Source organism: Collinsella aerofaciens, assembly GCF_964243765.1.
GTDB lineage: Bacteria > Actinomycetota > Coriobacteriia > Coriobacteriales > Coriobacteriaceae > Collinsella > Collinsella aerofaciens_BU.
Genome location: NZ_CAXTGI010000013.1, coordinates 13268 through 33447, shown reverse-complemented (window position 1 = coordinate 33447; position 20180 = coordinate 13268). Strand labels below are relative to the sequence as shown.

Below are 20180 nucleotides of genomic sequence, written 5' to 3'. Positions count from 1 at the left end.
TAAAACGATTTTCTAGGACAACCGTTCGCCGATGGTAAACGGATGTTGTTTATACACCCTGTGTACTACAGATATACTTACATCTTAGGCGTAAAACCCATGGCCCGCTGGCCATGATTCTATTGAACTGGACCGTACTATGAGATTGATACACAACAGCCGTCTGCCGCAGTTTCGCACTCCGTTTGGCGCTGTGACCACAGGAACTACCCTTTCGCTCTCCGTGATTCTGGAGGATGCCGATCCCAACCAGGCAACGCTTACGTTGCGTACCTGGGTCGATGAGATCGGTGAGTCTCGGTATCCCATGACGCACGAGGGCGACGGCATATTTACCGTAGAGCTTGAGTGCACCGAGCCCTGTCTTATCTGGTACAGCTTTATCTGCAATATCGAGGGCCAGCCCGAGGTCCGCTTGGGCGCACCGCAGGGTCGCACCGGTGGCGAGGGCGTAACTTACGACTACGCCGAGGTGCCGTCCTTCCAGATTACCGTCTATAAGCACCGCGAAGTGCGTCCCGAGTGGTACGAGCGTGGCATGGTCTACCAGATCTTCCCCGATCGCTATGCCCGCGACGAAAACTGGCGCGAGCGCACGCTGGCCGAGGTCGAAAAACCACGCAACGGAATCCAGCGCCGCATGGTCGAGGACTGGAACGAGCCGCCCGTGTACGAGCGCGCTGAAGACGGCTCCATCAAAACCTGGGACTTCTACGGCGGGTCGCTCAAGGGCATCCAGGAAGACCTGCCTCGCATCGCCGAGCTGGGCTTTACAGCCATCTACCTCAACCCCATTTTTGAAGCCGCGAGCAACCACCGCTACGACACGGCCGACTACACCAAGATCGACCCGATCCTAGGCACCGAGCAGGACTTTACCGAGCTGTGCCAGGCGGCCGAGAAGCTGGGCATCTCCATCATTCTGGACGGCGTCTTCAACCACACGGGTGACGACTCCATCTATTTCAACCGCTACGGCAACTACCCCGGCGTGGGCGCGTGGCAGAGCGAGGATTCTCCATGGCGCGATGCGTTTTATTTCCATGAGGACGGCTCATACGACTGCTGGTGGGGCGTGGGCAATATGCCCGCCATCAATGAGAGCTCTGAGCTGGTACGCGAGCGGCTCCTGGGCAAGGACGGCGTGATCCGTAAATGGCTACGTGCCGGCGCTCATGGCTGGCGCCTAGACGTGGCCGACGAGCTTTCCGATGACTTCCTGGCCGAGATCAAAAAGGCCGTGCTCGCCGAGAAGCCTGATGCACTGTTGCTCGGCGAAGTCTGGGAAGACGCCTCCAACAAGATCAGCTACGGCCATCTGCGCCGCTATCTGCAAGGCTCCGAGCTGGACTCGGCCATGGATTATCCCTTCCGCGACATGGTCATCGGTTTTTTGATGGGCTACAAGAACGCCTACCAGGCAGCCGAGGATATCGAAACCCTGCGCGAGAACTATCCCCGTGAGGCCCTGTCCTGCGCACTTAATCTGCTTTCGAGCCACGACCGTCCGCGCATTATCTCGGTGCTCGGCGGCGGCCCCGATGAGTCGCAGCTGCCCGAGTGCGAGCGCAGCAAATGGCGCCTGGACGAGAACTCCATGGGCCTGGCCAAGAGCCGCTTTTGGCTGGCGACGCTCATGCAGATGACGTTCCCGGGCGTTCCCTCAATCTATTACGGTGACGAGTACGGCTTGGAGGGACTCACCGATCCGGGTAATCGCCGCACCATGCCGACCAAGGAAGACCTGCACGACTTCGATACGTTCGCGATCGTCAAGAACGCATCTGCTGTGCGCCGCGCGCTGCCGTTTATGATCGACGGTGAAATCAAGGCCTTCGCGCTCAATGACGAGGTGCTGGCCTACAACCGTACCGGTAAAGACGGCGAGTCCGCGACCGTCATCATCAACCGCAGCCTGCGCAATTCACACCGCGTGACGATTCCGGCGCTCGGCGAATGCGCGAGCGATGTGCTTAGCGGTCACGAGTGCGAGATCCACAACGGTACGGTCACGCTCGACCTGTACCCACTGGGTTCGTCGATCATCTATCACCACGCCGAGCAGCGCCTGCAGGAGCCGCTCGATCACGGTGCGGGTGTTGTGTGCCATATCACATCGGTGCCGACCGACGACGGCAAACCCGGTACGATCGGTGCGCCCACACGTCGCTTTATCGACCATCTGGCCGCCATGGGCATGCGCTACTGGCAGGTTCTTCCCGTCAACCCCACGGACTTCTTCCGCTCCCCTTACGCCGGTCCTTCGGCCTTTGCAGGCAATATCGACCTCCTACCCGAGAGCCACGAGGAGCTGGCAGCCGACTTTGAGACCTGGAAGGCCCGCGGCGGCGAGGATGCTGACCCGCTGTACACCGCGTTTAAGCATCGCAATGCCGATTGGCTCGAGAAATACTGCGTCTATATGGCCGTCAAAAAGTACTTTGAGGGCGAGTCGCGCCACGATTGGCCGGCAGATGTCGCGCGCTACAACGAGCATCTGATCGACGACAAGCGCTTCCACAACGAGGCCGAGCTTCAGGCGTACATGCAGTACCGCTTTGACTTGGCTTGGTGCGAGCTCATGAACTATGCGCACAAGAAGGGCATCGAGGTTATCGGCGATATTCCTATGTACGTGTCGGACGATTCGGCAGACGCGTGGAGCGAACCTGAGAACTTCTGGCTGTCCGATACCGGCAAGGCAATCGAGATTTCCGGCGCGCCGCCCGACAACTTTGCGCCCGAGGGCCAGGTGTGGGGCAACCCGACGTTCCGCTGGGACCACATGAAGCAGAACGGCTATAGCTGGTGGATGGATCGCCTGCGTCGTGCGTTTTCGCTCTACGACCGCGTGCGCCTGGATCACTTCCTGGGATTCCACAGTTACTTTAGTATCCCCGCAGGCAAGGCTTGCGCCGAAGGTCGCTGGTTGGCGGGACCGGGCAAGGACCTGTTCCAGACCGCTTATGACGAGCTGGGTCCGCTCAACTTTATCGCTGAGGACTTGGGCTATCTGACGCCCGGTGTTCGCGCCATGGCATCGACCTGCGGTTTCCCCGGCATGGACGTGCTGGAGTTTAGCGACTACGACGTTCGTTGCGGTGTGCATCCCACGCCCGGCAAGATTCTGTACACCTCGACGCACGACACGTCGACGCTCGCCGGCTGGTGTACGCGTTCTTTTGCGGGCGGCGATGAACCGAGCGGTGTTGAGGTGGCGGCCAAGCTGATGAGCGACGCACTGGCAAGCGACGCTCCCCTGGTGATGATGCCGCTGCAGGACGTGCTGGGACTGGGCGACGACGCACGCATGAACGTGCCGGGCGTGACCACGGGCAACTGGACCTGGCAGGCTGACGAGGCGGACATTGCAGCCGCCGAGGGCAAAACCGCGCGGCTCCTGCGCAACAACCATAGATTCTGGGGCGAAGCGTGATAAAACCCCCGATATAGGGTACAGTTACAGACGTTTGAATTTTTGCGGGCAGAGTAATCTGCCCGCTTTGTGCTGAAAAGGAAGTATTATGGCGCGCTACGATTACAAGTGCTCGAGCTGCGGCAACGTGTTTGAGGTTGAGCATCCCATGTCCGAGACCCCCGAGGTCGTGTGCCCCAGCTGCGGTGCCCCGGCGGCCAAGACGTTCTCAGCCAGCGGCATAAAATTTGAGGGCAGCGGTTTCTACAACACCGACCAGCGAAGCGGCGGCTCCAGCACCAGCGCCACGAGCGGCTGCTGCGCCAACTGCCCGCACAGCCACTAGAAACCAAGCAGCCCCGCGACCGACATCGATCGCGGGGCTGATTCTTTGCGCTATAGGTGGCTCTATGAGTTGCGGTGAAATAAGGACTTTTTGGCGGGTAGATGCCGCTATTCAATCCCTATTTCACCGCAACGTAGTAATTACTTGTGGACCAGCCTGGCGCAGAAGTGGCCGTCGTAGGAATCGGCGTTTACCGGCACGCTTTGGAAGAGGCCTCGATCGTTCTGGCGTACGGATACGAGCTTCTTGGCCTGATCGAACTCGGGGAGTTGCAGAATCTGCGCTTCAGAGAGCGGCGCCACGGTAAAGCCGGCACCCTCGGGAGAAGCCAGGAAGGCATCCACGACCTGCGCGTTCTCCTCTTCAAAGACCGAGCAGGTGGCATAGATGAGCTCGCCGCCGGCAGCCACGCGCGCAGCGGCTTCCTTGAGCATCGTCAGCTGCAGCTTGGGCAGCTCAACCGTCACATCCTTTTCGGTCAGGCGCCACGGGATCTCGGGATGACGACGCATGGTTCCGGTGCCAGAGCACGGCGCATCGATAAAGACTGTGTCGAACTTAACCGGCTCGCCAAGCATGGCATCAAACGATGTGAGCACCTCATCAAGCTCGCAAGCATCACCAGAAACCGTACGAACGCCCTGAATACCGGCCTTATGCAGGCGAGCGAGATTCAGATCGCACTTGCGATCATGCAGATCGAGCGCCGTATGCTGACGCTCATAGCCCGTACGCTTGGCCTGGCACATCATCACATAGGTCTTGGTGCCACGACCGGCACCAATCTCAAGGCAGCTACCAGGGCGCGTGGCAGCTGTGGCGATAAGTTGCGCGTTGAGATCAGATGCCACCGCGGCAGCACGCTCAAACGCACCCGAAGCAACGGTAACCTGGGCATCAACCGGGGTATGGCAGCCCGGGAAGACAGGTGCGACGAGCTGCAGGATATACGGATCGGGCTTGGAAGCAAAAGCGTTCTCATGCAGGGCCAGCGGCGCGGGGGCCAGATTGCCGGCAAAGTTAAGCGCACCCTCTGGCGTGTCAAACGACGCCATAATGCGAGCGCACAGCCAGCGCGGAAGACCCATCAGGCGCGACAGACGAACCAAGCGTCGCTCAGACTCATCCACATCGGACGCAGTAGCAAAGTCCTCAACATTGTCCGCAACCTTATGCAGTACAGCATTGGCCAAGCCGGCGGCGGACTTAGCACCGCAACGAACCAGTTCAACACCCTGACTTACGGCAACACGGCCCGGCGTATGCAGGTAGAGCATCTCGAAGGCCGATATACGAAGCGCCATGCGAACACGCGGCGCAACCTTTTTAGGCTTATCAAGAAACTGATCGAGCAGCTCGTCCAAAATACCCTGCGTGGCGGCCACACCCAGCGCCAAGCGGGCGGCAAAAGCGGAATCGCGCTGGTCAATAGCCTTGGCCGATGCGCGAGAGGACAGCACGTCGCGCGCATACATGCCGCGGCGATCGGCCTCCATCAGCACATCGAGCGCAAGCTTGCGCGCAGGAGACAGCTTGCTCATGACAAAACACCCCACGAAAGATCGGCGCACTGCAGGCCGGCGGCCCAGGCAGAAGCGGCCATAGCACGCTTGCCATCAGGTTTAACCTCAAGCAACTCAACCGAGCCATCGGAAAGGCCAAGGTAAACGCGCTTGGCCTTAACGAGAACCTGACCCTCGCCAAGCAACACATCAGCCGCCGCAGCATCGAGCACACGCACGGTCTTGCCGGCAATCACGCAACGAGCAGGCGCGGTATCGGACGAAGCCAGCACATGACGCACGCAATCAAGCGCCGCCATTTGCGGATCCAGACGCATCTCTTGCTTGGAGATCTTGGCAGCATGGGTAACGAGCGCCTCATCCTGTTCAGTCCACACGGCGGTGCCATCGGCAAGAGAAGGAAGTGTATCGGCAAGCAGTTTGCCGCCCAGCTCGCCAAGCTCCGTAGTCAGTGTCTCGGCATGCTTGCCTGAAACCGACGTAGACGCCTGGGCGCAATAAGCGCCGGTATCCACGCCATGCCCAATGCGCATAATGGAAACGCCAGCAACCTCATCACCAGCAAGAATGGCACGCTGAATAGGAGCAGCCCCACGCCAACGAGGCAGCAAGGACGCATGAACATTCACAATACCAAGCGGCGCCATATGCAGCACCTCATCGGGCAAAATGCAACCATAGGCAGCCACACAGAAAATATCAGCCTGGGCAGCCTGGAGCACCTCAACAACCTCAGGCGTCATACGATTAGCCTCAACAACAGGCAGACCAAGCTCGAGCGCCTTAGCCTTAACAGGAGACGGCTCCAGCTTCTTACCACGCCCACGAACAGCATCGGGACGAGTAATTACGAGCGCAATCTCATTCCCAGCCTCAACAAGCGAAGTCAGCGAAGGCACAGCAAAATCAGGCGTACCCATAAACACAATACGCATAAAAGTTAGTCTCCTCTCAATAACGAGCCGAGACGGCTACAAAAAAGCGTTCTTGGTCGCAAGCGCGCCCAGCCGCAAGAATAGTTCAACAGAAATAAATATACCCAAAAACAAAGAAAGAGCCGCATAAAAGCAGCCCTCCCAACAAAGCACCTATCAGCGAAGACGCCCCTCCCTGGCCCGACGGCACTCGGGCGAAACGAAGAGCGACAACGTAGTCCCTGGGATGGGGCCCACACATATCGTCCCGCGCGCAGTTTCGCAGCAAAGCGAGAATGTTTGAGCACGGGATGATATGTGTGGGCCCCATCCCAGGGACGGACAATTAACCTACTCCGTCTCGCCCGGTCGAGCGCCGCGGGCCAGGGCGTCCTGGTACTCCTTGACTGCCTTGATCCTCTGCATGGGCTTAAGGCGCTCGAACATGGTGTTGCCGTGCAGGTGATCAATCTCGTGCTGCAGGCACACGCAGAACAGATCGCCCGAAGCCTCATAGCGAATCAGGTTTGCGTCCAAGTCGTACGCCTCGACGACGACATGGTCGGGACGCTCGATCTCGCAGCTAATGCCGGGGATAGACAGGCAGCCCTCGCTAAACGGCACGAGATGGTCGCTCTGCTCCACAATCACGGGATTGATGAGCACGTACGGATCGTAGTCGTTCTTGTCGCTGTAGTCGCAGTCGATGGTGACGAGCTGGATGAGTTCACCGATCTGCGGGGCGGCCAGGCCGCAACCGCCGTTGTCGAACATCATCTTCTTCATCTTCTCGGCAAGCGCCTCGATCGCCGGGGTGATCTCCTCGATGACGGCGCACTCCTGGCGCAGACGAGGGTCGGGCGACAGTACGATTCCGTTGGCTTCCATGGCCATCCTTTCGGGTTGTTACATCAAATCATAGGCGTCGACGTCAACGCTCACGCTCACGCCGCGCACGGAGCCTACCTCTTTGAGGCAGGCGTCGATATCATCAGAGACATGGTACCCTACCGGCGACTTCACAAGCAGATGGAAGCGGTAACGGTCCTTGGCTCTCTCGATTACACACGAAGCCGGGCCCAGCACCTGCGGCACGGCGCTCCCCGCCCGCAAAAAGTCGAGCGCGGCGGCATGCCAGCGGCGCTTAAGGAGCTTTGCAATGCGCCCAATGTAGTCCTGCGCGTCGTCTCGGTTCGCCGACCACACCAAAATGTTGACCAGACGCACGAACGGTGGATACAGGGCGTCGCGGCGCTGGTCCAGGTCGTAGTCGGTAAAGATCGAACGGTCGTGCTTAGCGACGGCGCGAATGACCGGATCCTCGGGCAGGTAGGTCTGGATGATGACCTCGCCGGGACGATCGCCGCGACCGGCACGGCCCGCGACCTGCTCCAGCAGATCGTAGGCGCGCTCCCCTGCGCGGAAGTCCGGCAGCTTGAGGGCGAAGTCGGCATTGACCACGCCCACGAGCGTGACTTCGGGAAAATCGAGGCCCTTGGCGATCATCTGGGTACCCAACAGCACCGCGCAATCGGAGGCATCGAACTGCTCGAGCAGCTTTTTGTGCGCATCCTTGCCGCGCGTGGAATCGGCATCCATGCGAATAATGGCGACGTCCTCGGGAAGCATCTGGCGCAGTGCGTCCTCGATCTGCTGAGTGCCCAGACCCATTTTTGCCAGATAGCGACTGCCACATTTGGGGCAACGGCTCGTGGGCGCGGGATACGGCTGCACGCGCCAAGACGAACCGCAGGTGTGACATTGCAGCGTGTGCGTGCGCTCGTGATACGTAAGCGCTGTGGAGCAGTGGTTGCAGGTGGGGACGCAGCCGCACTCGCGGCACATCAGGAATGGCGCAAAGCCACGACGGTTATGCAGCAACACGGCCTTCTCGCGCCGCTCTACAACGCGCTCCAGGCCTTCCATCAGCGGTTTAGAGAACATTGAGCGGCTGCCGTGCGAAAACTCGCGGCGCAGGTCGGCAATGCGAACCGTGGGCAGGACCGCGTGCCCCGGGCGTTCGGGCATCTCGACGCGCGTCCACGTGGCACCGCCGTACGTTCCGCGACGGCAGCGGTCGAGCGCTTCGGCAGAAGGCGTGGCCGAGCCCAGCACGAGTGGGCAGCGGTAGCGGCGCGCCATCTCGGCCGCCACCTCGCGAGCGTGGTAGCGCGGACTGGAGCCCTGCTTGTAACTAGTCTCGTGCTCCTCGTCGATGATGATGAGGCCCAAGTCGCTGAGCGGGCAAAAGAGCGCCGAGCGGGCGCCGACCACCACGCGGGCCGCACCGCTGGCGACCATATCCCACTGGTCGAGACGCTCGCCAGCAGAAAGACGCGAATGGAAAACGGCCACCGTCTCGCCAAAGCGCGAGCGAAAGCGGCCGACGGTCTGGGCCGTCAGCGAGATCTCGGGCACCAGCACGCAGGCAGAGCGACCGGCTGCGAGCACCCGCTCGATGGCGGAGAGGTAAACCTCGGTTTTGCCGGAGCCGGTGACGCCGTCGACCAACACCACGTCGCCATGAGCGTCCAGACGGGCGCGCTCAATCTGCGCGAGTGCCCGTTGCTGGCCGTTGGTAAGGGAGACCGGCGCCTTGCCGCTTGCCGAGGACAGCGTGGTCTGCTCGCTGCAGCCACGCCAGGCGCGGCGCTCCTCCACCACCACGACGCCGCGCTTTTCGAGCGCTTTGATGGTCGCCGACATGCTGTTATAGAGAAGATTAAGGTCGCGAGTCGTAACCGGGCCGCACTGCAGCGCCTCGATGAGCTGGCGCTGACGGACCGCGGTCTTGGGCGGCGTATAGTCAAAGCCTTCGGGCGTAAGCATCACCCAACGATTTTGGATAGGCTTGACGGCGGGCCGTTCAACAGTCCACGCATCGTCGTCGCCCTTGACCACACGCGGGCTGCCGCCCGGGGGCAAAAACAGGCGCAGGCACTCGGAAAGCGTCGCGACATACTCGCGGCTCATCCAGCGTGCGATGCGGGCAGCCTCGGCGGTAAAGAGCGGTTTGCTGAGGATGGCCTCGATGGGTTTAATGCGTGCGGGGTCGAGGGCGTTGTTGCCCTGCAGGTCGCCCAGCTCAGGGGCAATGTCGACGACATAGCCCGCGGCGGCACGGTTACCAAAGTGGACCAGGACTGTCGATCCGACCTGGACCCCGTTGGCAAGGGACTCGGGGATGCCGTAAGCAAACGGTTCCGACAGCGCACGGGTGGGGATATCGAGGACCACGCTCGCGTAGGCGGCAGGGGGCTCGGGCGCAGGCTTAGACTGAGCCGAGGCAGCGGCAGGCTTGGGCTTCACCGGAGCTTCCTCCGGTTCCGGCGAACCAAACAGCGACAGTTGTTGAGCCATACACCACCTCTAACGAACGGACCTGAAAGGGGTGGGACAAAATAATCAGTAGAGTTTGTCCCATGGCCGATACGAGTGTCGAGCTTGTTGCGTCACTCGAACATGGGACAAACACTACTGATTATTTTGTCCCAGCAACCCACTCATCGGTACAGAAACAAGAGCCCCGCTCGGGGGAACGGGGCTCGGATACATGCGTTTACGCGTCTACTATAGCGCCATCGTGCGGGCGCGGTCGATGCGTGCCAGGCAGTCGTCGCGGCCGACGAGCGCCATGGTCTCGCCCAGCGGGGGGCTCACCATGTTGCCGCAGACGGCGACGCGCACGGCCTGGAACACCACGCGCTTCTTAAGGTCCATCTGCTCGGGCAGCGGCTCAAGCGCGGCGTCGATGGACTCGGCAGTCCACTTGTCCACGCCCTCGAGCGCGGCCTTGGCGGCATCCAGAATGACGCCCATGCCTTCCTTAGCCAGGCCCTTGTTAACGGATTTCTCGTCATACTCGAGCGTCTCGGCCGTAGCGAAGATGGGAGCGGCGACGGTCACGGCGTCGGCTGGCATCTTGGTGCGCGGCTTGACGATGGCGGCAAGCGCGTCAATCCAGTCCTCGCCGTACTCGACATTACCCTCGATGAGACCCGCCTCGTGCAGCTCGGGGACCATGATCTCGTCGGCAAACTGGGCGTCGGACATGCCGTTGATGTACTCGGCATTGACCCAGTCGAGCTTCTTGGGGTCGAAGGTCGCCGGGTTCTTGGAGATGCGGTCGAGTGAGAACTTGCTGGCCAGGACATCGCGCGGGATGATCGTGGTCTCGCCGTCAAGCGACCAGCCGAGCAGCGCCAGATAGTTGACGAAAGCGTCGGACAGGTAGCCGGCGTCGCGGTACTCCTCCACCGAGGTGGCGCCATGGCGCTTGGAGAGCTTCTTGCCGTCGGCGCCCAGAATCATGGAGATGTGGGCGAACGTGGGCACGGGCGCGCCGAGGGCCTCGTAGACCATGACCTGGCGCGGGGTGTTGGAGAGGTGGTCGTCGCCGCGGATGACATGGGTGATCTTCATCATGGCGTCGTCGACGACGGTCGCAAAGTTGTACGTGGGCGTGCCATCGGAGCGGAAGATGACAAAGTCGTCGAGCTCCTTGGCGTCGAAGGTCACCTCGCCGTGAACGGCGTCGTGGATGACGACGTCGCCGCGGTCCTCGGGCACCTTGATGCGCAGGACGTAGGACTCTCCGGCCTCGATGCGGCGGCGGGCCTCCTCGGGATCAAGATCGCGGCAACGACGCTGATAGCCCTGGAAGGGGTCCTTGCGCTCCTGCGCGGCCTTGCGGTCGGCGTCGAGCTGCTCCTTGGTGCAGAAGCAGGGATAGGCCTTGCCCTCGTCCCAAAGTTTCTGGGCGGCCTGCTTGTACAGGTCCAGGCGCTCAGTCTGGGCGTAGGGGCCAAAGTCGCCGCCTACCTCGGGACCCTCGTCCCAGTCCAGGCCCAGCCAACGCATGGCGCGCAGGATGATCTGCGTGTTCTCGTCGGTGGAGCGGGTGGGATCGGTGTCGTCGATGCGCAGGATGAACGTGCCGCCGTTAGCACGGGCGAAAGCCCAGTTATAGATAGCGGTGCGGGCGCCGCCGATGTGCAGCTTGCCCGTCGGTGAGGGTGCAAAGCGGACGCGAACGTCTGATGCCATGGAAATCTCCTCGATTGCAGGATGGATGTCTAACCGCATCAGTATAAAGCAACAAAGCAACCTCCGCACAAAGGGCACCGACCCACTCATTGGGGACAGACTTAAATGACTACCCAATGAGCACCCGACTGGTCATTTAAGTCTGTCCCCAATGAGTGGGTGCGGAAAGGGTGTGAATGTTTGATTTACGCGCTATGATGTGCCCTTGCATAGAGAGCCCGGCGGAATGGTAACGGTCGCCGGGACACGTTTTTGAAAGGACAATCATGTCAGAAGAACTTCGTTCCATTCCACCCCAACACGGGTCCTTTGTTTTTACGTCGGAGTCGGTGACCGAAGGTCATCCCGATAAGATCGCTGACCAGATCAGCGACGCCGTCCTCGACGCAATCCTCGCCAAAGAAATAGAGCTCCAGGAGCAGGGCTACATCGCCCCCAACGGCGTTCCTGCCAACGTGGAGAACGTCCGCTGCGCCTGCGAGACCCTCGTGACCACCGGCACCGTCATCGTTGCCGGCGAAATTCGCACCCAGGCCTACGTCGACGTACAGGAAATCGCCCGCGGCGTCATCCGCCGCATTGGCTACAACCGCGCCAAGTTCGGTTTTGACTGCGACACCTGCGGCGTTATGAGCCTCATCCACGAGCAGTCGCCCGATATCGCCCAGGGCGTTGACGAGTCCTTCGAGACCCAGACCGGCGCTACCACCGACCCGATCGACCTGATCGGCGCCGGCGACCAGGGCATGATGTTCGGTTATGCCTCCAACGAGACCAAGACCCTCATGCCCATGCCGCACTACCTGGCAAGCCGCCTGGCCGAGCGCCTGGCTGCCGTGCGCCATGACGGAACCCTGCCCTACCTGCGCCCCGACGGCAAGACCCAGGTCACGGTGCGCTACGAGGAAGGTAAGCCCGTGGAGGTCACGACCATCGTCATCTCCACGCAGCACGCCGCCGAGATTGAGGACATGGGCAAGATCAAGGCCGACCTCATCGAACACGTCATCACCCCGGTCATGGCCGCCGAGAACATGCCGTGGGACAACGCGGACATCTACGTGAACCCCACCGGTCGCTTTGTCGTGGGCGGCCCCATGGGCGACACGGGCCTCACCGGCCGCAAGATCATCGTCGACACCTACGGCGGCTACGGCCGTCACGGCGGCGGCGCCTTTAGCGGCAAGGACTGCACCAAGGTTGACCGCTCCGCCGCGTATGCCGCGCGCTGGGTCGCCAAGAACGTGGTCGCCGCCGGTCTGGCCGACCGCTGCGAAGTCGAGCTTGCCTACGCCATCGGCGTTTCCAAGCCCCTCTCAATCATGGTCGACACCTTCGGTACCGCGCATGTTGCCGAGGACAAGATCGTCGAGGCCGTCGAGAAGACCTTCGACCTGCGCCCGGGCGCGATCATCCGCGACCTGGACCTGCGTCGACCGATCTACGAGAAGACGGCAGCCTACGGCCACTTCGGCCGCGAAGACGCCGACTTCACCTGGGAGAATACCGACCGAGTCGAAGAACTCAAAGCAGCCTGTGGCCTGTAATTGGGAACCACCAAGGTCACAACACGCACACGCTTTCAAAAGAAGTACCGCCCCCAAGCGGTACTTCTTTTTTATTAATCCGGTGGTGAAGATGCTTCGATATGAGTCTACGCTGCGTCCCCAGCTAATGAATTTTGCCATCTAGCAACTCCAACCATGTATCCTTAGTCCCGAGGGGCGGGGCATAAGGTCGATCGCGAGTTCCGCACGAGCCGGAGAGCACTTAATGTGCTCTCCGTGCGAGTCAGGACTGTCCGAGCAGGCGACCTTATGCCCCGTCCCTCGGGACGACGGGATAGAACAGGAGCGCATATGGCAGGCAAGCCGCAAACACTAGCTACGACCTCGGCATTCGAGATTTTGGGGCCCGTCATGGTCGGCCCCAGCTCATCGCACACCGCCGGCGCCCTGCGCTGCGCCCAAGTTGCCGCCAGCCTGCTCGAGGGCCGCATCACCAAAGTCACCTTTGGCCTGTGGAACTCCTTCGCCCACACCTACCGCGGCCACGGCACCGACCGCGCGCTCGTCGCGGGCATTCTGGGCCTCGACACCGATGACGAGAACATCAAGCAGGCCTTTGACCTCGCACGTGAGCAGGGCCTCGAATATCACTTTGACATCAAGGGCGACGACGCCTCCATCCACCCCAACACCGTCGACATCGATATGGTCGACGCCACGGGCGCCACGGCGCAGGTCCGCGGCGAGAGCTTGGGCGGCGGCAAGATGCGCATCAGCCGCATTAACGGCGTCGGCGTCGACATCTCGGGCATGTATTCCACGCTCTTCGTGGCGCACCAGGACGTCCCCGGCGTGCTCGCAGCGCTCACCAACCTGCTCGCCTACGCCCATGTGAACATCGCCTTCTGCCGCACCTACCGCACCGAAGTGGGCGGCCAGGCCTACTCCGTCTTTGAGACCGACGGCGCCCCCGACGACACCGTCGTCCCCATGCTCCGCAAGCTCGACAATGTCGATTACGCGACCTTTATCGAGCTCCCCGGTTCTGCCTCGTCGCTCTCCCCCGGCGTCTCGGCAAAGGAAATCTTCGACGACGGCGAGCAGCTGCTCAATGCGTGCGAAGAACTGGGGCTCAACATCGGCGCCGTCATGGCCGTGCGCGAGGCACGTCTGACCGGCGAGGCACACGCTATCGCCGCCATGCGCCGCGTACTCGACGTCATGCGCGAAGAGACCACAGCCCCCATTTCCAATCCACAGCGCTCGCTCGGCGGCCTCATCGGCGGCGAGGCAAAGCTTGTCGATGCCACCAGCCGAAACGATCTGAGCATAAGCCTGATGGGCGCCGTCCAGACCGACGCCGTGGCCCGCGCCATGGCCGTACTCGAGCGCTCCGCCACCATGGGCGTGATTGTCGCAGCTCCGACGGCAGGATCCGCGGGCGTTGTGCCCGGCTGCGTGCTGGCGCTCGCAGACCATTTGCAGCTGGACGACGAGCAGGTCATGGATGCCCTTTATTGCGCCGCCGCCATCGGCCTCAACCTCACCACGAGCGCCTGCGTTGCCGGCGCCGAGGGCGGCTGTCAGGCCGAGGTCGGAAGTGCGGCCGCCATGGCCGCCGCCGCGCTAGTGCAGATGCTCGGCGGCACACCCGAGCAGGCGCTCGACGCCAGTTCCATCGCGCTGAGTAATCTGCTGGGCCTCGTTTGTGACCCCGTCGGTGGCCTCGTGGAGGTGCCCTGCCAAAACCGCAACGCCATCGGCGTGGCAGCCGCCTTTAGCTCCGCACAACTCGCCCTCGCCGGCATTAAGAGCCTGGTGCCGTTTGACCAGATGGCACACGTCATGCTTTCGGTGGGCCACGCGTTGCCGGTCACGCTGCGCGAGACGGCAAAGGGCGGCATCGCGCAGGCTCCGGCCGCACTTTCGGCCTGTGCAAAATGCGGTGTGTGCGGATAGCGACAAAGAACGACTCGAAGGTGGGACAAATGTCCCACCTCTTTTGAATGCCACCGTTTCCATACCACAAACAACTGGGTAATCGCTATAATGCAAGCCCAGTAAAAACACGATGAGCCGCAAGGCGAAATTCGAAGGATATGCATACGATGTCGCAAAACGATCGAACTCAACTGATTCCCGATCCGCAGCAGCCGAGCAGGCACACAGGCGGCGTTCAGTCGCCGCGTCCTATCGCGCCGAGCCGCGGTCAGCAGCGAGGTGCGGCAAACGTTTCCCAACGTCCGAACAAGCAGCATCAGCAGCGCCAGGCAAATGGCAATGCGCCCAAGCAGCCCCCCACGCACGCTCGAGGCGATCGCGGCCCCGCACGCAAACCCGCCGAGAACAATAAGTCGGGCAAAAAGACGACGCTCTTTGTCGTCCTGGGTCTTATCGTCATTGTCTATATCGTAGGCGTCGTAGCGTTTTCGCAGGTAGCCTACCCCAACACCACTATCGCCGGCGTCGATGTCTCGTTCTCCAACGCTTCGTCTGCCGCCACCAAGGTCAACTCGGCTTGGAAGCACTATAAGCTCACCGTGACAGGCGATGACTTTAGCTGGACCTATCAGCCCGAGTCCGATGAGCCCATTGTCGACGGCGAAGCTGCCGCAAAAGAGATTATCAGCCGCAACGAAGCCATTGTATGGCCGGTTCGCCTTGTAGAATCCTTAAGCGGCAAGACCAAAACAACCGCTAGCTCCAACGAAGTCGATCTTGATCAAGACGTCGACCTGTCCATGCTCTCCGACACCTTTGACCAAAAGCAGTTTGAGAAGGATCTGGGCGCCGCCATCGACGAGTTTAACGAGGGGCGTTCGGGCGCGTTCGAGGCCAATAGCTCCTATGACGAGCAGGCCGGCAAGTTTACCGTCGAGAAGGCGCGCTCCAACGAAAAACTCAACCGCGAGCATGTCATTAAGTATGCCGAGCTCGAGCTTGCCTCGCTGGCCGAGACCGTAGATCTTTCCAAGCTCGGCAACGATGCCTATGAGCCGCTCAATGGAACGCTGACCGATGATCAGATTCAGGCCGCATGCGATGCCGCCAACAACTTCTTGGGCGTCAACGTGACCCTCAAGCTCAACGGCGAGGATGCCGGCAAGGTTGATGGCAGCTCCGTGTTGCAGTGGATCAGCTTTGCCGATCCGGCCAACCCCACGCTCGATACGTCGCAGATCAGCAGCTGGGCAGCCGAGCTCGCCAACGGCTTTAATACCGTGGGCTCCACTCGCTGGTGGACGCGCGCCGATGGCAAGCAGTGTGCCGTTGAAGGCGGTGACTTTGGTTGGTCCATCGACAGCAGCTCGCTCGCCAAGCAGGTCGAGGACGCCATTAACAACAAGCAGACCGGCGAAATCGAGATCAAGTACTCCCAGAAGGCCGACACCTTTACCGCAAAGGGAGAGCCCGACTGGAAGGCGTATATCGACGTCGATCTGTCCGAGCAACACGCGCGCTACTATGACGAGAACGGTAATATCGTTTGGGAGGCCAACTTTATTTCTGGCAAGCCGGGAGAGGATGCCACCCCCGAGGGCGTATGGCAGATCAACAGCAACAATGGCGCCAGCAAGCTTATCGGTGCCAAGGACCCCGAGACCGGCAAGCCCAAATACGAGAGCCCGGTCAGCTATTGGATGCCGTTCGAGGGCAATATGGTCGGATTCCACGACGCCACCTGGCAAAACGACAAGAGCTTCGATAACGCCGAATCGTACAAGTGGTGCGGTAGCCACGGTTGTATCAACCTGCGTCTGGCCGATGCCAAGTCGCTCCACGAGCGCATCAAAGTCGGCCTCTGCGTGGTCGTGCACTCGTAACGCAGCTAACGTCTACAACAAGTAAACAGCACGGCGACAAAACTTACAGTACCGTCATCCGCAACTTCTATACGCCCGCCTATCGCGACGGGCGTATATACTTATCGGAGCCATATCGATAAAGGAGACGCTATGTCCAAGGTCCCCACGATCAATCCGGGTCCTGACGATTCCGTTCGCATGCCCCAAGATGCCACCGAGACCCTGCCGATTATCAGCGCTGCAGACACCAAGCAGCCCCAAACGAGTCTCGACGATTCGACCGATATCTCCGATGAAGAAGCCTATGCAAAGCTCAAGGCAAAGCGTGCCGAGCGTCGGCGCAAAAAGCTGATTCGACGCGGTATTGCCGCCGGCGTCGTGGGTGCCATCGCACTCATTGCCATTGTCGCAACCCTGGTTATCAATGCGCAGCCGCAGGGCGCCAGCGGGCCTGTGACCGACATGGTGACCGAGGGCACGTTTACCACAACGGTCGAAGCGAAAGGCCAGCTCAAACCCATTTCGTCCTCAGTGGTCTCCCCTTCTGTCGACGGCACGGTCGATTCGATCAACGTGCAGGCAGGCCAATCCGTCAACGAGGGCGACGTGCTCATGACCATTAAAAACGACGAGCTCGATCGCAACGTTGCCGAGGCGCAGCGTGCAGTAGCAGCCGCTCAAGAAGACCTCGCCAACGCTCAGAAAGCCGCAGCTTCCGCGCAGGCCACCCCAACGACGGACGTCGATGGAGCTTCCGCCGCAGCGGCAGGCGCCTCCGCTGGGTCCGCCGACACGAACACCGTATCGGCCGCACAGCGCAGCCTCGCATCGGCCCAGGCAAACCTCGATCAGGCGAACGCCAAGGCCGCCGGGCGCACGGTTACGGCGCCGAGCTCGGGCAGCATCGTGGAGCTCAACGCCAAGGTGGGCGCTACGGTAACAGGCGGCATGATCATGGGCGAAAGCGATACGAGCGGCGGCAAGCAGTGCATGCAGATCGCCGACCTCTCCAAGATGAAGGTAACGGTTCAGGTGGGCGAAAAGGATATCGCCAAGATCGCCGTGGGCCAGAGCGCCAACGTGACCTATCCCGCGTTTCCCGATATCGTGAGCCAGGGCACCGTCACGGCTATCGCCTCGGTGGCAAACTCCGACTCCTCCTCCGGGAGCGGCGGCAGCGTGACCTTTAACGTCGACATCCTCATCGAAGCACCTGACAGTCGCCTTAAGCCGGGTATGACTGCCGAGGTCTCGGTAGTGACCGAAAAGCTCGACGACGTGGTGATGGTGCCGACCATGGCGCTGATGACCGAAGATGGCGAGCACTATTACGTCAATTTGGCCACCGATTCGGAGGGTAAAAAGACGCGCCGCGTGAAGGTGACCGTCGTGACGCAAAACGACAACGAGGCTGTTGTCGGTAAGACGCAGGTCAAGCGCGACGACCAGGGCAACGAGATCAATCCAGACGTCCCGGTTACCAAGCTACGCGACGGCGACACCATCGTGACGGATACCGGCACAGGCATGACGGCAGACGGCGGCGACAACATGCCTGCCGACGAGGGCAAGTAATGCGTCCCGTCATCGACATCCGCAACGTGCACCGCATCTTTGAGAGCGAAGCGGGTTGCGCCCACATCTTGCACAACGTGAGCCTGGCGGTAGATCCCGGCGAGTTCGTCGCCATTACCGGCCCCTCGGGCTCGGGCAAATCAACGCTCATGAACATCCTAGGTTGCCTGGATAAGCCGACGGCGGGCGACTACTACCTGCAAGGGCTCAACGTGGCCGAGCTCGATGATGACGAGCTCACCGAAGTCCGCGCCCTGAGCATCGGCTTTGTCTTTCAGAGCTTCAACCTGCTGCCGCGCCTGTCGGTTATCGAAAACGTCATGCTGCCGCTGGCCTACACCAACGTACCCTGTAGCCAGCGCGAAATGCGCGCCGTGCACGCGCTGCAGGCCGTCACGCTGCCCGTCGACCACTGGGACCACCGCATATCCGAGCTCTCGGGCGGCCAGATGCAGCGTGTCGCCATCGCACGTGCCCTCGTCAACGATCCGCCTATCATTTTGGCTGACGAGCCGACGGGAAACCTGGACTCCGCCACTGGAGCGCTCGTCATGGAAACCTTCCACAAGCTCCAGAAACGCGGCAAGACCATCGTACTCATCACGCATGACCCCGGCATCGCCGCCGAGGCCGATCGAGCCGTAACCATCCGTGACGGGCGAATCCATGACGGCGCATATGTCGCGCATACACCGAATACGTTACGAGGGGCCGTCAACAACCTGCCCGCGATTTCTGCAACCACCAATCAGCCGAAAGGAGCGAAGGCATGAGCACCCGCGATCTTGTCCAAGAAGCCCTTCACTCGCTCGAGGCCAACAAGGGACGCAGCCTGCTCACCATCCTTGGCATCGTCATTGGCATCGCCTCGGTCATCGCCATGACTTCGCTCATCGGCGGCATCCAAAACAGCCTGGTCAACAGCCTGGGCCTCAATGCAGCCCGCATGGTAGAGATCTATTCGTCCCAAGAACTCACCGATTCGGATGTGGAAAAGCTTCGCAAACTGGTGCCGCAGATTGAGCAGATCGGCATCGTCGATAGCGCCTATTCCGAGTACAAGGTCGGGGATAAAAGCTATACCGTCATGGCACACGGCGTCGATAGCGACATGCTCGATGCCGTGGGCGCCAGCAAGATCGTCGCAGGGCGCACCTACAACGGTATCGAGTCAAAATCCGGTGCGCGCGTGGCGCTCATCGGCCGCGGCGGTGCCGAGCAGCTGTACGGTAACGAACAGGACGCACTCGGCAAGACCATCAAGGTGTCGAGCGGAGAAGTGCAAATTGTCGGCGTTATCGATGGTGGCAACGAATCCATGGGTTCGCTGAACCTGTACATGCCACGGGCCGCGATCGCCGAGCTCTACGGCGATGACAATCCGTCGTTTCCGAGCGTGACGGCGCTCGCCGCCGAAGGCACGGATATGGATAGGCTCTGCAAGACCATCGAGTCCAAGGTGCGTAGCATAAAGGGCATCTCGAAGGACGACGAGTACGATAGCGTATCGGTAAGCTCCATGAAAAGCGCTATCGACTCCCTCAATTCCTTTATGGACGCCTTCTCGCTCATCATGGGAGCGGTTGCCGGCATTTCGCTGCTCGTGGGCGGTATTGGCATTATGAATATGATGCTCACCAACGTGACCGAGCGCATCCGCGAGATCGGTATTCGCCGCGCGCTTGGTGCAAGCCGACGTGATATCACCTCTCAGTTTTTGGCCGAATCCTCGGCACTGTGCGTCACCGGTGGCCTGCTGGGTGTCCTGATTGGCTATCTGCTGGCCTGGGGCCTCGCGATGTTTGCCGCAGGATCAGGGGTTCTCAGCGAGCTCGGCGCCAGCGGGCAAATCACACCGAGCTTTTCAATCGCCACGGTGCTGCTGGCCTTCGCCGTCTCCGTCGGCATCGGCGTAATCTTTGGCTTCTACCCCGCTCGCCGCGCGGCAAAGCTCAACCCGGTGGAGTGCCTACGCTACCAGTAAGCCACCACCAACAAGTTGCGGTGAATTAGGGACTGAATATGCTATCTAGCAGCAAAAACAGAC

13 protein-coding genes are annotated in these 20180 nt (G+C 60.9%); 8 read left to right on the top strand and 5 right to left on the bottom strand.

Annotated elements, in window-relative coordinates; all coding sequences use genetic code 11:
• The first annotated feature begins 139 nt into the window (after positions 1-139).
• Positions 140-3436, top strand: a complete 3297-nt coding sequence (locus ACESSC_RS08815) for a 4-alpha-glucanotransferase (RefSeq protein WP_373162544.1) — start codon at positions 140-142, stop codon at positions 3434-3436.
• 88 nt (positions 3437-3524) lie between these two features.
• The gene (locus tag ACESSC_RS08810; protein WP_055310612.1) at positions 3525-3761 is read left to right on the top strand and encodes an FmdB family zinc ribbon protein; all 237 of its coding nucleotides are present in this window, start codon (positions 3525-3527) and stop codon (positions 3759-3761) included.
• A gap of 140 nt (positions 3762-3901) precedes the next feature.
• Here ACESSC_RS08810 and ACESSC_RS08805 read toward each other — a convergent pair whose 3' ends face one another.
• The 5 genes from ACESSC_RS08805 to gltX all read right to left on the bottom strand — a co-directional run bounded on the left by ACESSC_RS08805 (position 3902) and on the right by gltX (position 11244).
• A complete protein-coding gene (locus ACESSC_RS08805) occupies positions 3902-5302 on the bottom strand; it encodes an RsmB/NOP family class I SAM-dependent RNA methyltransferase (protein ID WP_373162542.1) in 1401 nt (466 codons plus the stop codon).
• Positions 5299-6219, bottom strand: a complete 921-nt coding sequence (gene fmt / locus ACESSC_RS08800) for a methionyl-tRNA formyltransferase (protein WP_373162540.1) — start codon at positions 6217-6219, stop codon at positions 5299-5301. The genes ACESSC_RS08805 and fmt overlap by 4 nt, the downstream gene beginning before the upstream one ends.
• Positions 6220-6549: 330 nt before the next feature.
• Entirely contained in the window at positions 6550-7086 is a 537-nt protein-coding gene (def, locus tag ACESSC_RS08795; protein WP_117635192.1) for a peptide deformylase, read from the bottom strand.
• An 18-nt stretch (positions 7087-7104) separates the two neighbouring features.
• Positions 7105-9558, bottom strand: a complete 2454-nt coding sequence (priA, locus tag ACESSC_RS08790; protein WP_373162538.1) for a replication restart helicase PriA — start codon at positions 9556-9558, stop codon at positions 7105-7107.
• A gap of 210 nt (positions 9559-9768) precedes the next feature.
• A complete protein-coding gene (gene gltX, locus ACESSC_RS08785) occupies positions 9769-11244 on the bottom strand; it encodes a glutamate--tRNA ligase (protein ID WP_373162537.1) in 1476 nt (491 codons plus the stop codon).
• Positions 11245-11510: 266 nt separating this feature from the next.
• Here gltX and metK point away from each other — a divergent pair, with 266 nt between their 5' ends.
• From metK to ACESSC_RS08755, 6 genes are all read left to right on the top strand, one after another.
• Positions 11511-12791 (top strand): methionine adenosyltransferase, encoded by a 1281-nt coding sequence (gene metK, locus ACESSC_RS08780; RefSeq protein ID WP_118449357.1) that lies wholly within the window; start codon positions 11511-11513, stop codon positions 12789-12791.
• Positions 12792-13103: 312 nt separating this feature from the next.
• Entirely contained in the window at positions 13104-14711 is a 1608-nt protein-coding gene (gene sdaAA / locus ACESSC_RS08775) for an L-serine ammonia-lyase, iron-sulfur-dependent, subunit alpha (protein ID WP_373162536.1), read from the top strand.
• 140 nt (positions 14712-14851) lie between these two features.
• The gene (locus ACESSC_RS08770) at positions 14852-16576 is read left to right on the top strand and encodes a L,D-transpeptidase (RefSeq protein ID WP_373162535.1); all 1725 of its coding nucleotides are present in this window, start codon (positions 14852-14854) and stop codon (positions 16574-16576) included.
• 132 nt (positions 16577-16708) lie between these two features.
• A complete protein-coding gene (locus ACESSC_RS08765) occupies positions 16709-18133 on the top strand; it encodes an efflux RND transporter periplasmic adaptor subunit (RefSeq protein WP_373162534.1) in 1425 nt (474 codons plus the stop codon).
• Positions 18133-18906, top strand: coding sequence for an ABC transporter ATP-binding protein (locus ACESSC_RS08760; RefSeq protein WP_373162532.1), 774 nt, complete (start codon positions 18133-18135; stop codon positions 18904-18906). Before ACESSC_RS08765 ends, ACESSC_RS08760 begins: the two co-directional genes overlap by 1 nt.
• The gene (locus ACESSC_RS08755; RefSeq protein ID WP_373162531.1) at positions 18903-20117 is read left to right on the top strand and encodes an ABC transporter permease; all 1215 of its coding nucleotides are present in this window, start codon (positions 18903-18905) and stop codon (positions 20115-20117) included. Before ACESSC_RS08760 ends, ACESSC_RS08755 begins: the two co-directional genes overlap by 4 nt.
• The last annotated feature ends 63 nt before the right edge of the window (positions 20118-20180 follow it).